The organism is Acinetobacter sp. C32I, assembly GCF_023702715.1.
Lineage (GTDB): Bacteria > Pseudomonadota > Gammaproteobacteria > Pseudomonadales > Moraxellaceae > Acinetobacter.
Genome location: NZ_CP098480.1, coordinates 607,498 through 620,261, shown reverse-complemented (window position 1 = coordinate 620,261; position 12,764 = coordinate 607,498). Strand labels below are relative to the sequence as shown.

The following is a 12,764-nucleotide window of genomic DNA, read 5'->3' as shown; positions in this document are numbered from 1 at the left end:
GTAACATTATATGTCAAAACTTCTGCCTAGTTTTTAACTGATTTAATTTAATCTACATCTGTACATTTTATGAATTGTAACTTTTGCATACATTTTGAGTTTTTTTTGCACGCCGACCATTCATATTTTGATGAAAAAAAATCCTATTTTTTGAATTAAAAAATTAAGATTCATACACTTATTTTAAATTACATAAAATATACAAATAAAATACACAAACATAACAGTATTTTAAAAATCATTTGTGCTTGAATCTGTGACCTTATCAATCCCAAGAATAGTAAATCATTTTTTTAGCTATTCAGGTGTGATTGCAAATTATGGATATGTAAGGACAGGCATCCATTATGAATTTTTCTAATCCCACAGTTGTTGTATTCGTGGTCTATATCCTGGCCATGCTTGGCATCGGTTTATACGCCTATTTTTCTACCAAAAACCTTGACGATTATATTCTTGGAGGCCGAAGTCTAGGCAGTTTTGTAACCGCTTTATCTGCGGGTGCATCAGACATGAGTGGTTGGTTACTCATGGGTTTACCTGGCGCAATTTACTTAACTGGCTTATCTGAATCGTGGATTGCGATCGGTTTGATTATCGGTGCTTGGTTAAACTGGTATTTGGTTGCAGGACGTTTACGTGTGCACACTGAAGTACAAAACAATGCCCTCACCTTACCAGATTACTTTACCGGTCGTTTTGATGACCAGAAGAAAATCCTACGCGTCACATCTGCATTGATTATTCTTGTTTTCTTTGCGATTTATTGTGCTTCTGGCATGGTCGCTGGTGCACGATTATTCGAAACATTGTTCCAGTTGCCATATAGCACAGCCTTATGGTTAGGTGCATTCGCAACCATTGGTTATGTGTGTATTGGCGGTTTCCTTGCAATCAGTTGGACTGATACTTTCCAAGCAGGCTTAATGATTTTTGCATTATTGCTGCTTCCAATCGTGACCTACATGTCTTTAGGCATTGGTATGGAAGAGTTTACTGCGGTTGTTGAAAGTGTACGTCCACATGCATTTGATTTTGCGACAAACTTAAGTGTTGTTGCGATTCTTTCAGCAGCAGCTTGGGGTTTAGGCTATTTTGGTCAACCACATATCCTTGTCCGCTTCATGGCAGCTGACTCGGTAAAATCAATTCCAGCTGCACGCCGTATCGGTATGACGTGGATGATTCTATGTCTAGCTGGCGCAGTTGGTTCAGGCTTTATCGGTATCGCTTATTTCCAAATGCACCCAGAGTTTGCAGCTGCAGTTACAGCTAACCCTGAAACTGTATTCATGGAACTTACCAAAATCTTGTTCAACCCTTGGGTTGTGGGTGTAATCCTTGCTGCGATTCTATCTGCAGTCATGAGTACACTGAGTTGCCAGCTTCTGGTTTGCTCTAGTGCTTTGACAGAAGATTTGTACAAAGGCTTTATCCGCAAAAATGCATCTCAAAAAGAACTGGTTTGGATTGGACGTGCAATGGTACTTGCTGTTGCAATGCTTGCCCTCTCTCTTGCTCAAAACCCAGAAAGTAAGGTTCTTGGCTTAGTTGCTTATGCTTGGGCTGGTTTTGGTGCCGCATTTGGTCCATTGATTATTCTTTCATTGTTCTGGAAACGTATGACGTTAAACGGTGCATTGGTGGGTATGGTTGTGGGTGCTTTGACGGTAATCCTTTGGAAAAACTTCTTCGGTTACACGGGTATCTATGAAATTATTCCAGGCTTCGTTTTTGCATTGATCAGCATCGTTGTGGTGAGCTTACTTGGTAAAGCACCAAATGCAGCAGTGACAAGTCGCTTCGAACAAGCTGATGAAATCTATGCGCGTGAAATGAAATAATTCTGATCAAAATTTAAGGGGCTTTCGGGCCCCTTTTCTTTTGCTTAAAATTTTGTTTTTGATTTAATTTTTATTTTAGAGCTGTCTTTCACTACCTGCATGACTGGGTAGCTGCGTGTTTCCTTCACACCAGGGAGCTGCCATAAAATCTGCCCTGCAATACGGCGAAACTCCTCCATGCCCGCACTCCGCAGTTTAATCAAGAAATCAAAGCCTCCACTGACCATATGGCATTCCACGATCTCAGGATATTGGGTCACCGCATCAATAAAATCATCTAGCACGTGCGGCGTGGTCTTATCCAACAACACTTCAACAAAAACCAAAAAATTTGCATTAAGCTTATTCGGATTGAGCTTTGCCTCATACCCTAAGATAAATTCATCCTTTGTCAGTTTCTGTACACGTGCCATCACCGCAGTCGGTGACAGGTTCACTAATTCTGCCAATTTACTATTAGAAATTCTCCCATCTGCTTGAAGAATATCCAGAATTTTTAGGTCAGTTCGATCTAGTGTATAAATAGGGCCATTCAACTGAATTTTCCTCTAAAAAATGGGTAAATTATAGTGAGTTACTCGGGATTCATTCTGTAATCATAAATTATCTAAACCTCTCTACTCAATATGTTCTAGAGATTGTTATTGGAATTTAGTATGAATACATTGGATACTCCCGCACAAATGGAAACAGCTCACATCGACGGTTATATCACCGAATTTAAAGAAAAAAGTGAGTTTGAGCAACGCATTAATACGGCTTGGCGACGTGCAGAGCCTGAAGCAGTGGCTGTACTTGCTGAAGCAGCCAACATTTCCCCAGAACTTGATCAGAAAATTTATGAACTTGCATTTAGCCTAGCGCATAATTTACGTGAACGTAAAAGCTCGGCGGGTAAAGCAGGTATTGTTCAAGGTTTACTCCAAGAATTCTCGCTTTCTTCACAGGAAGGTGTAGCGTTGATGTGTTTGGCAGAAGCTTTGCTTCGTATTCCAGATACAGCAACTCGAGATTTATTGATCCGCGACAAAATCAACCAAGGTAACTGGAAAGATCATGTCGGTCAAAGTAACCTGATGTTCGTAAATGCTGCTGCATGGGGCTTGATGTTAACTGGCAAGTTAATGGAAACACCAAAGCAAACCAGCTTATCAAGTGTTTTGACTGGTCTTTTGGCGCGTAGTGGTCGTGGCATCATCCGTAAAGCAGTTGACGTTGCCATGCGTATGATGGGTGAGCAATTCGTTACGGGTGAAACCATCGAAGAAGCGCTTGAACATGCAAAACCATTTGAACACAAAGGTTTCCGCTACTCATACGACATGTTGGGCGAAGCTGCACTGACTGAACATGATGCTGAGCGTTACTATAACGACTACACTCAAGCGATCCATGCCATTGGTAAAGCATCAAATGGTCGTGGCGTTTATGATGGCCCTGGTATCTCAATCAAGCTCTCTGCGTTACACCCACGCTACCAACGTGCACAAATCGCACGTGTTCATCACGAACTTTATAGCAAAGTTTTTGAACTTGCGTGCTTGGCAAAACAATACGATATCGGCTTAAACATCGATGCTGAAGAATCTGAACGTTTAGAAATTTCACTCGAATTACTTGAACGCTTATGTTTCGAACCAAAACTTGCCAACTGGAAAGGCATTGGTTTCGTTATTCAGGCTTATCAAAAGCGTTGCTTCTACGTTGTTGATTACATCGTTGACCTTGCAAAACGCAGTAACAAACGCCTGATGATCCGTTTGGTGAAAGGTGCGTATTGGGATAGCGAAATCAAAAAAGCACAAATTGATGGTATGACGGATTACCCTGTGTTTACCCGTAAAGTTCACACGGATTTGTCATACATTGCTTGTGCGAAGAAATTACTTGCTGCACCTGATCAAGTGTATCCGCAATTTGCGACACACAATGCACAATCACTTGCAACGATTTACAACTTGGCTGATCCAAGCAAATACTATCCTGGTCAATACGAATTCCAATGCTTGCACGGTATGGGTGAGCCATTGTACGAACAAGTGGTTGGGTCTAAAGAAGATGGTAAATTAGGCGTACCATGTCGTGTCTATGCGCCAGTGGGTAACCATGAAACTTTATTGGCTTACTTAGTCCGTCGTTTACTTGAAAATGGTGCAAATACCTCATTCGTAAACCGTATTGCTGATAAGACTTTAAAAGTTGAAGACCTGATTCAGTCTCCAATCAAAGACATTCAAACTTCTGCAAAAGACGAAGGTCAGCTTGGCTTAAAACACCCTGCAATCCCGCTGCCACATGATCTTTATCCATTACGTCCAAACTCAAATGGCTTTGATCTTAATAACGATCAACCATTAGCAGACTTGGATGCGACGGCACAGAAATTACGTAGCCAGATTTGGAAAAGTGCGCCATTACTTGGATTTGAATCAACAGTTCACGACGAAAGTAATGCACTTGCAATTACAAACCCTGCACAAAACAGTGAAATTGTCGGTTATGTAAACGAAGCAACCAGTGCGGATGTACAACTGGCGCTAGAAGCTGCGGTACAAGCTGAACAAAGCTGGGCTGCAACAGATAAAGTTGAACGTGCAGCTTGCTTAAAACGCGCTGCAGATTTGATGGAAGCACGCATTCAAGAGTTGATGGTCTTACTTTGCCGTGAAAGTGGTAAAACCTATGCCAATGCCATTGCTGAAGTACGTGAAGCTGTCGATTTCTTGCGTTACTATGCAACTCAAATCGAAAACTTACCTGCAAATGCACAAGTCAAGCCATTAGGTACTGTATTGTGTATTAGCCCATGGAACTTCCCTCTTGCAATTTTCTCTGGTCAGATTGCAGCAGCATTGGTGAGTGGTAACTGTGTGATTGCCAAACCTGCTGAACAAACACCTTTAATTGCAGCTCAAGCAGTTCAAATGCTTTGGGAAGCTGGCGTGCCACACGGCGTTGTTCAACTTCTTCCAGGTCGCGGTGAAACCGTTGGTGCTCAATTGAGCCAAGATGATCGTGTTCAAGGTATCATGTTCACTGGTTCGACTGAAGTTGCAAAAATTTTGCAAAAGACTGTCGCAAAACGCTTGTCTCCAAATGGTCAACCAATTCCGTTAATCGCGGAAACGGGTGGTCAAAATGCAATGATCGTAGATTCATCTGCGTTGACTGAACAAGTGGTTCTCGATGTTGTCAGTTCTGCATTTGACAGTGCGGGTCAACGTTGTTCTGCACTTCGTATCTTATGTGTGCAAGAAGACAGCGCTGCAACAGTTATCAAAATGTTGAAAGGTGCAATGCAACAGTTGATCGTCGGCAACCCTGCGATCTTAAAAACTGACATTGGCCCAGTAATTGATACTGAAGCAAAACAAACCATCGATACGCACATTCAAAAGATGAAATCTAAAGGCTACCCTGTTCATCAATTGATGTTTAACGATGCGGTAAGCCAACAAGCGCTTGCACAAGGTACATTTGTTCCGCCAACAGCGATTGAATTACCAAACCTTGACGATCTAGAACGCGAAGTGTTCGGTCCTGTATTGCACATCATCACTTATAAATATGGTGAGCTTGAGCAATTGATCGACCGTATCAATGCTAAAGGTTACGGCTTAACCATGGGTCTACACACACGTATCGATGAAACCATTAATACTGTGATCCAGCGCGCTGAAGTGGGTAACTTATATATCAACCGCAACATCGTGGGTGCAGTTGTAGGCGTGCAACCATTTGGTGGTGAAGGTTTATCAGGTACTGGTCCTAAAGCTGGTGGTCCGCTTTATATGTACCGCTTGATGGAACATTGTTCAGAGAAAGTATTGGCGACCCCATTTGCGGTGAAAGCTGAAATCTCTCAGTTTGATGCAGTATCAAATGTTGCTTATCAAAGCTTATTGTCTTGGGCAAACCAAAACATGCCGCAAGCAATCACAGCGATTCCAGCATTTGGTGTAGGTAAGTTCTACGAGTTGCAAGGCCCTACGGGTGAAAGCAACCAATACATTATCTTGCCTCGTCACCGTGTGCTTTCAATTGCAAATGATGAAGCAAGCCAGCTTCAACAATTACTTGCGATTTTCTCCGTCAGCAGTACTGCGGCTGTGTTGAAAGACAATGCATTCTTAGTAAAACACAAAGCATCTTTACCAAAAGATGTCTTAGATGCAATCACTGTGATTTCAAGTGTTGAAAAAGATGCGTTTGATGCAGTGCTTCATCATGGTTCTGTTGAACAGTTGCAAGACTTGCAAACTAAAGTTGCGAATCGTTCAGGTGCGATTGTCGGGATTACCCAGTTACAAGCCAATGAACAAATTCCTTTAGAACGTCTTGTTATCGAACGTGCAATCAGTGTGAATACTGCTGCAGCTGGTGGTAACGCAAGCTTAATGACTTTATCTGAAGATTAATTTTTAAATCCCTTGCGGAGCTTCAAACGCTCCTCATCCTAGCCCGAATCATGTTTACATGGTTCGGGTTTTTTATTATTTTTTAGATCGCCTTATTCCTATTATAAAATGAGACCATTTAGATGCATTTCTTCTCAGCCCCTGAATATCAACCCAACTGCGCTCAGCATTTTGAAGATTATAAAAATAAAATCCAGCAGCTTATTCCTTTTGCAATTGTTGAACATATTGGTTCATCCGCCATTCCCAATGCAATTTCAAAAGGTGATCTCGATATTTATATTGAAGTACCCGCCCATCAATTTTTAGATTCAATTGAAAAATTACAACAGCTTAATTTTAAAGAAAAACTTGATACACTACGTACTCATGAACTTTGTATGTTGGAATCACAACAACATGATGTAGCATTGCAAATCGTGGTGACAGGTTCAGAATTTTGCAATTTCATCACCTTTCGGGATCTATTAAGAAACTCACCTAGCCTGACACAACAATATAATCAGTTCAAACAAAGATGTGTTGGCTTATCTCAAGACCAATATCGGCAAATTAAAGCAGATTTTATCCAATCTGTACTCGCCCTAGGCTAAGCATATAAATAAGTGAATATCATAATTTCCTGCACCTTAGCGTGCTTTTTTGATACCATTCCCGTTTAGATTTCACCTGTAGTTTTCTTTTTTATGACTGTATCTTACCAACAGCAACTCCAAGAGAAAGTTGAACGTATTACCACACAATTTGCCCCGTTCAATCCTCCTGCTTTAGAAGTGTTTCAATCGCCCGAACAGCATTTCCGTATGCGTGCAGAATTCCGTATCTGGCATACCGAAGATGATTTGTTCTATGCCATGTTTGAACGTGCTGAAGATGGTAAGCAAAAAGAAGTTGTTCGTGTGGATACATTTCCCATCGCAGATCAAAGCATTAATGATTTAATGCCTCGCCTATTAGAAGAATTAAAAGCAGTCCCGATTCTATCACAACGTGTTTTTGAAGCAGACTTTCTCTCAACCTTAAGTGGAGAGATGCTAGTCACCCTGATTTACCATCGTAAATTAGATGCTGAATGGGAAACAGCAGCTAAAGCGCTAGCTGAAAAACTAAACATTAAAATCATGGGTCGTAGTCGTGGCCAAAAAGTGATTATTGGTGATGACTACGTGGTGGAACAACTTAATGTTCACGGTCGTACCTTTAAATACAAACAAATTGAAAGCAGCTTTACCCAGCCGAATGCGCAAGTGTGTCAACATATGTTGGAATGGGCTTGTGATGCTGCACAAAAGTCCGAAAAAGATCTTTTAGAATTATATTGTGGTAATGGTAACTTCACCTTACCACTCTCGTTGAAATTCAAGCGTGTACTCGCAACTGAACTGGCTAAGTCTTCAGTCTACGCAGCTCAATGGAACATTGAGCAAAACCAGATTGAGAATATTCAGGTGGCGCGTTTATCTGCAGAAGAGTTTACTCAGGCTTATCAAGGTGAACGTGAATTTAGACGTTTACAAGAAGCTGAGATCGACATTCAAAGCTACGATTTTGACACGGTTTTTGTTGATCCACCGCGTGCAGGCATCGATGATGAAACGCTTAAACTATTACAAGGTTTTGAACGTATTCTGTATATCTCATGCAACCCAGATACCCTGCATGATAACTTAAAAATACTTAGCCAAACCCATCGCATTGTGAAGTTTGCCATGTTCGATCAATTCCCTTTTACTCATCATGTGGAATCAGGTGTTTTACTTGAAAAGATTTAAACAAATTATTTCAACGTAACAAGATAATATAAAGGGTTCGAGTAACCCTTTATTTTTGTTCAAAGTATATTTATAAAAAAGTGATGTTTTTCAAAGGTCAAGTCATTCAAATGTCATAATTTCGTTAGACTTTAAAAGGCTCATCGAAAAAATTGAAGTTCAACTGCTGCTTTTATCACTTAAGCTGACTTGTATTTTATTTTAAAGCGGCTATATTTCGAGCTATGTTAGGTTGTATATGAAGGCTCTATGAGTTTTTGGCAAAAACTGTTCAATGCAGATGAACAATATAACGAACACAAGAACCAAACTTCTTGCGTTGAAAACGATTGTTCTTGCAAAACCAATGAACAACTGTTGGATGCTTTAGTTAAAGCTACAGATGAAGATGTGATTAAAGGCATCAAGAAAGTACTGATTTCTCGTGGTTATAGTCGCAAAGAATTACTTGCGATGATCAAACCACCAATTCAATAAAAATAAGCCCCTCATCTCCTTAAACCATGGAGATGAGGGTGTCATCAAGATTTACAGTTCTCTCGGTTCACTTCTGCCACAATTGGCCCCAAATTAAATCGCTGATCATGGCGTTTATTCTGTATTGAATACAAACTGGAAATCGAACCATCTAAATACAAGGCATTGTCTATTTTCAATTGCTGCTTAAAAAGCTGAGCAAACTGGTAAAAACTCACCCGCTGTTGTGAAATGACAAAGTAAAGTTGATTATCCTTAACACCCACACCATTTCGAATTTTTAACGAATTTGAATCGACCAAAAACTGGTGATTAATTTTACCTTGATCAACCAGCATTGGTCCGGACTGGGTTGCAAACTGCGCTTTAAACCCTGAATGTACATAATCAGCCGTGTTCTTGATCACTGCACGATGATCATTCCATGCCACCACGCCATTGGGTTGCATAAAGAAATTACCAAAACCTTTTGCTTGATTTAATGGTCTTCGTTCCTTGCTCTGTTCGACATATAATCCAACCGGTTGGAAGTCAGCATGATACATTCCTGCATTCATTGCAAAAGTAAGTTTCTCACAAGCAGGTAGCGCTTTTTGAATAGCTGTAAACTTTTGGTAGTAGCGATTCGTTTCAGGACTTTTTAAAAATAATTTTAATTGATCCAGCTGTTCAACTTTGATGACATCATAGTGTTGTTGTTTAAATTGAATGGTTTGATGCTCCATTGCATAAGTAGTGGAGGCAGCTAAAAAGGTAAAAGTGAACAGGAGCCAATTTTTCATCATGGTGAATATTTAAGATCAATTTTGTCTATTTTCTCATAGCAAAGCTCAAGGCAGAATGACAGATACAAACACCACACATAATCATCGGTTTAGCGGCACAAATAAGCTCGATTGATTCACATTTTTTCACTAAAATAATGGTGTAAATACAATAACCTTGTATCAGCATGCAGCAAAAACATCCGCGTTTCCCAATTGGCGCACACCTCATCGTAAAACACTTTGGTTATAGTCACCACGGCATTTATGCAGGTCGTGGACGAGTCATTCATTATTCTGGTTTTGCCCATATTTTTAAAAAGCATCCGATTGAAATGACGTCTATCCAGCGTTTTGCACGTGATAAGCCAATTTATATCAGGAATTATCAATCCCCACGCTACCAAGCCAAAACCGTGGTACGACGTATGCGTTCACGTATGCATGAAAATCACTACCACCTTATCATTAACAACTGTGAACACTTATGTACTTGGGCGATTACAGGAATTGAGTCCAGCACTCAAGTTGAACGTATGCAGCGTCGCCTTGCGACTATAGGTTACGTCAGCTCGGTTATGAGTTATATGAATGGGTTGATGCTCACTGTAGCAACGGCATGCTTTGCAATCGTGTTATACATTAAAATGATGCTGCGTCGGCAAGCTAAGAAATCTGTACCAGCCTACTTACAGCTCAAACAAAAGCATTCAAAGAAATAACTCTCAACTCAAAACCTCTTTTTAATATCATGATTGATTTTTAATTCAACTTGCATTAATATTTTCTTCGGTACATATCGTATCGCATCCATATCGAGGGTTTTATGTTGGAGATAGCAGTAATCTGGTAACTAAATTTCAATAGCACATTGAAATTGGTTATCTGCGCGATTTTTTGGGCTTTAAGCCTAACTTTGCCTCTGATTATTTCTATCTGGATAACAACATGAACTTATCTAAGTCCGAACAACGGACACTGCACGTCTTAGCAAAAGGCGGAAAAATCGTAAAACTTCGTAATGACTCAGGTCAAATCATCGCTGTAGAATGCTATAGCCGAGAAGGTTTCTTGCTGTCCGATTGCGACCTTGCCGTTTTTAACAAGCTAAGAAAGAAAAAACTGATTAAATCCATTAATGGACAGCCCTATCAAATTAATTTACATGGGCTTAGATCAGTACGCCCACAGTTAGACAATCGTTAACACACAACCATCGGTTTGGATAAATCCTTGGTTGTACTTAGATGATGTCTATCAATCTAATCTTAGATCGGGTTTATCCAAATTACATATGGTTTATTTTGAGAAAGAAAATGGAACTAGACGTAATTCAAAACCGCTTAGCTTTTTTACGAGAAGCGGAAAAACTAAAAAATGTGCTGAGATTTTCACATACTTCCAATGGCCGCCAAGAAAGTACCGCTGAACATAGTTGGCGTTTATGCTTAATGGCGATGATTTTTGCAGATCAATTCGAAGACATTAATCTCGAGAAGATACTCAAAATGTGCCTGATTCATGACTTGGGTGAAGCTCTTCACGGCGATATTCCAGCCATTATGAAAGATCAATTTCCAGCGAAGAATCAGCAGGAAAAGCAGGATCTTGATCAACTAACCGAATGCCTTGATGAACAACCGAAAAGTTTGATTCGAACATTATGGCAAGAATATGAAGATGCAGAAACAGCTGAAGCCCGATTGGTTAAAGCATTGGATAAATTAGAGACTATTCTGCAGCATAATCAAGGCATCAACCCCGTTAATTTCGATTATGCATTTAATCTCAGTTATGGGGAAAAATACACTCAAGCCAACCCTGCTCTCAAGCAGATTCGGGCCATCCTCAATCAGGAAACACAAGAGAAAATAAAGATGAATATACACATTCGTGATGAACGGCCAACAGACATTCAATGTATTTTTGATTTAACTCAAGCGGCTTTCGCCGATGCAGAGCACTCCAGCCATACAGAGCAATTTATTGTGAATGCTTTACGTAATTCAGGCCAATTGAGTTTATCTTTGGTTGCGCTCAGTAATCATAAACTGATTGGACATATTGCATTTTCCCCTGTGAAAATCTCAGATGGAACCAAAGGCTGGTATGGCTTAGGGCCAATTTCAGTTTTACCTGAATATCAAGGTCAAGGCGTTGGCGCAAAACTGATGCATGCAGGCCTTGAAGCTCTCAAGGATTTAGATGCTGTTGGCTGTGTGCTGCTTGGCGATCCAGCCTATTACGGTAAATTTGGTTTTAAAGCAGATGCAAGACTTGTATTACAAGGTGTGCCGGCAGAATATTTCCAGATTTTGCCATTTACCGAACATGTCCCGTCAGGTGACGTGGTCTATACAGATGCATTTAATGCCATTGCATAAGCTCGCAAACTAAATCATATTAAAATAGAAGTCCGTATCAAATCGGTATGGACTTCTATTCTCTCAATAAGACAAAATTGTGACTTCAGAAGCTTGCAAGATGGCCTCAAATATCTCTGCATAGCCTGCAATCAACTCTGCTTTATCCGTTCCATTAATAATTCGTCGCGCATTGATATAATCTTTTCTATCCTGATTGATGTAATCCGCGAGTTTTTTACCTGTGAACATGCCTTTTTTCATACCGATAATCATGACACGGGCTGCAATATCCGCTTGTAAAGCCAATTTTGGATTTTTCACTAAGTCAATTTTTAAATAATCCCCCATGCGCTTATAGTTTGCTAACCACGTCAGTTGCACATAGCCATAGCCGATATAGGGATAATATTGTTTAGATTTCAAATATTTTTCTGAACCGTACTCGATCACAGGTTGCATGGTTTTTGCCGTTTCATGCCAAGCCGTTGCCAAGATATAAGCAACTTGAGTGGGGATAATCGTCTTATCTTCGCCCAGTACTGAGACAAGGAAGTTGATGCCATCAACTTGAGATTGACTCAACTTACCAAATTTTTTGCGTAAAATATCGAAACCGTCTTGTGTTATTGTCATGTCATTTTCCTCTTTATAATAAAAAACCGCCCGAAGGCGGCATTGGATTGTTTTTTCTTTAGAATTTGTCTTTAAAGTCTTTCACCTCTTTTGCAACATCCAAGATGGTTGAATCTTCTCGTGCATTAATATAATTAAAAGTCCAACGAATAATCGCCCATACAGGCAAACCACAAAGGAAGTACAGACCTCCCAAGGCAAATGCCCCATATGGGTTTTGACTCCACTCTTGCAAGCCAAAATGCTGAATCACAAAAGCACCTCCTGCAATACTGCCAACTGCTGTTGAAATAAGTGAAACCACCCATTCACGTCGAGACTTGGGTAACCTTGTCATAATCACCACCATCCATGCCAAAAACATAAAAGTGAGTGCCATGACGACAATAAAAAATACTCCATAGGATTTAATCACGGCTGCAATCCCTGCACCCGCTGAAACAACCTCTGTCATTTTGTCCTCCATAAATAAAAAGGCCTCAACTTGTTC

The 12,764-nt window shown here is 40.3% G+C and carries 12 protein-coding genes; 8 read left to right on the top strand and 4 right to left on the bottom strand.

Annotation, left to right across the window (positions count from 1 at the left end; all coding sequences use genetic code 11):
• Positions 1-347 precede the first annotated feature (347 nt).
• Positions 348-1,844, top strand: a complete 1,497-nt coding sequence (putP, locus tag NDN13_RS03010; RefSeq protein WP_159884100.1) for a sodium/proline symporter PutP — start codon at positions 348-350, stop codon at positions 1,842-1,844.
• Between the two features lie 44 nt (positions 1,845-1,888).
• Here the strand turns inward: putP and NDN13_RS03005 are convergent, their stop codons facing one another.
• The gene (locus NDN13_RS03005; RefSeq protein ID WP_004653132.1) at positions 1,889-2,380 is read right to left on the bottom strand and encodes an Lrp/AsnC ligand binding domain-containing protein; all 492 of its coding nucleotides are present in this window, start codon (positions 2,378-2,380) and stop codon (positions 1,889-1,891) included.
• A gap of 120 nt (positions 2,381-2,500) precedes the next feature.
• Here NDN13_RS03005 and putA point away from each other — a divergent pair, with 120 nt between their 5' ends.
• The 4 genes from putA (at position 2,501) to NDN13_RS02985 (ending at position 8,511) form a co-directional block, all read left to right on the top strand.
• The gene (gene putA, locus NDN13_RS03000) at positions 2,501-6,262 is read left to right on the top strand and encodes a trifunctional transcriptional regulator/proline dehydrogenase/L-glutamate gamma-semialdehyde dehydrogenase (protein ID WP_251117112.1); all 3,762 of its coding nucleotides are present in this window, start codon (positions 2,501-2,503) and stop codon (positions 6,260-6,262) included.
• Between the two features lie 122 nt (positions 6,263-6,384).
• The gene (locus tag NDN13_RS02995) at positions 6,385-6,855 is read left to right on the top strand and encodes a GrpB family protein (protein ID WP_251117111.1); all 471 of its coding nucleotides are present in this window, start codon (positions 6,385-6,387) and stop codon (positions 6,853-6,855) included.
• 93 nt (positions 6,856-6,948) lie between these two features.
• Positions 6,949-8,034: a tRNA (uridine(54)-C5)-methyltransferase TrmA gene (trmA, locus tag NDN13_RS02990; protein WP_251117110.1), complete on the top strand. Its 1,086-nt coding sequence runs from the start codon at positions 6,949-6,951 to the stop codon at positions 8,032-8,034.
• Between the two features lie 249 nt (positions 8,035-8,283).
• A complete protein-coding gene (locus NDN13_RS02985; RefSeq protein WP_004653128.1) occupies positions 8,284-8,511 on the top strand; it encodes a hypothetical protein in 228 nt (75 codons plus the stop codon).
• Between the two features lie 44 nt (positions 8,512-8,555).
• Here the strand turns inward: NDN13_RS02985 and NDN13_RS02980 are convergent, their stop codons facing one another.
• Entirely contained in the window at positions 8,556-9,296 is a 741-nt protein-coding gene (locus NDN13_RS02980) for a phosphodiester glycosidase family protein (RefSeq protein WP_251117109.1), read from the bottom strand.
• A 167-nt stretch (positions 9,297-9,463) separates the two neighbouring features.
• Between NDN13_RS02980 and NDN13_RS02975 the strand changes: the two genes are divergently transcribed.
• The 3 genes from NDN13_RS02975 to NDN13_RS02965 all read left to right on the top strand — a co-directional run bounded on the left by NDN13_RS02975 (position 9,464) and on the right by NDN13_RS02965 (position 11,659).
• On the top strand, positions 9,464-9,997 hold the full coding sequence (locus NDN13_RS02975) for a lecithin retinol acyltransferase family protein (RefSeq protein ID WP_033133302.1): 534 nt from the start codon (positions 9,464-9,466) through the stop codon (positions 9,995-9,997).
• Between the two features lie 226 nt (positions 9,998-10,223).
• Positions 10,224-10,481: a YjhX family toxin gene (locus NDN13_RS02970; RefSeq protein WP_005285282.1), complete on the top strand. Its 258-nt coding sequence runs from the start codon at positions 10,224-10,226 to the stop codon at positions 10,479-10,481.
• Between the two features lie 110 nt (positions 10,482-10,591).
• On the top strand, positions 10,592-11,659 hold the full coding sequence (locus tag NDN13_RS02965) for a bifunctional HD family hydrolase/N-acetyltransferase (RefSeq protein ID WP_251117108.1): 1,068 nt from the start codon (positions 10,592-10,594) through the stop codon (positions 11,657-11,659).
• A 63-nt stretch (positions 11,660-11,722) separates the two neighbouring features.
• On the opposite strand, the gene NDN13_RS02960 is transcribed toward NDN13_RS02965, so the two are convergent.
• Positions 11,723-12,274, bottom strand: coding sequence for a hypothetical protein (locus tag NDN13_RS02960; RefSeq protein ID WP_251117107.1), 552 nt, complete (start codon positions 12,272-12,274; stop codon positions 11,723-11,725).
• Positions 12,275-12,332: 58 nt separating this feature from the next.
• Positions 12,333-12,728 (bottom strand): hypothetical protein, encoded by a 396-nt coding sequence (locus NDN13_RS02955; RefSeq protein ID WP_004653121.1) that lies wholly within the window; start codon positions 12,726-12,728, stop codon positions 12,333-12,335.
• Positions 12,729-12,764: the final 36 nt, after the last annotated feature.

Coding starts and splice junctions, on each gene's coding strand:
- putP (WP_159884100.1), top strand. CDS start 348: ATGAATTTTTCTAATCCCACAGTTGTTGTATTCGTGGTCTATATCCTG.
- putA (WP_251117112.1), top strand. CDS start 2,501: ATGAATACATTGGATACTCCCGCACAAATGGAAACAGCTCACATCGAC.
- NDN13_RS02995 (WP_251117111.1), top strand. CDS start 6,385: ATGCATTTCTTCTCAGCCCCTGAATATCAACCCAACTGCGCTCAGCAT.
- trmA (WP_251117110.1), top strand. CDS start 6,949: ATGACTGTATCTTACCAACAGCAACTCCAAGAGAAAGTTGAACGTATT.
- NDN13_RS02985 (WP_004653128.1), top strand. CDS start 8,284: ATGAGTTTTTGGCAAAAACTGTTCAATGCAGATGAACAATATAACGAA.
- NDN13_RS02980 (WP_251117109.1), bottom strand. CDS start 9,296: ATGATGAAAAATTGGCTCCTGTTCACTTTTACCTTTTTAGCTGCCTCC.
- NDN13_RS02975 (WP_033133302.1), top strand. CDS start 9,464: ATGCAGCAAAAACATCCGCGTTTCCCAATTGGCGCACACCTCATCGTA.
- NDN13_RS02970 (WP_005285282.1), top strand. CDS start 10,224: ATGAACTTATCTAAGTCCGAACAACGGACACTGCACGTCTTAGCAAAA.
- NDN13_RS02965 (WP_251117108.1), top strand. CDS start 10,592: ATGGAACTAGACGTAATTCAAAACCGCTTAGCTTTTTTACGAGAAGCG.
- NDN13_RS02960 (WP_251117107.1), bottom strand. CDS start 12,274: ATGACAATAACACAAGACGGTTTCGATATTTTACGCAAAAAATTTGGT.
- NDN13_RS02955 (WP_004653121.1), bottom strand. CDS start 12,728: ATGACAGAGGTTGTTTCAGCGGGTGCAGGGATTGCAGCCGTGATTAAA.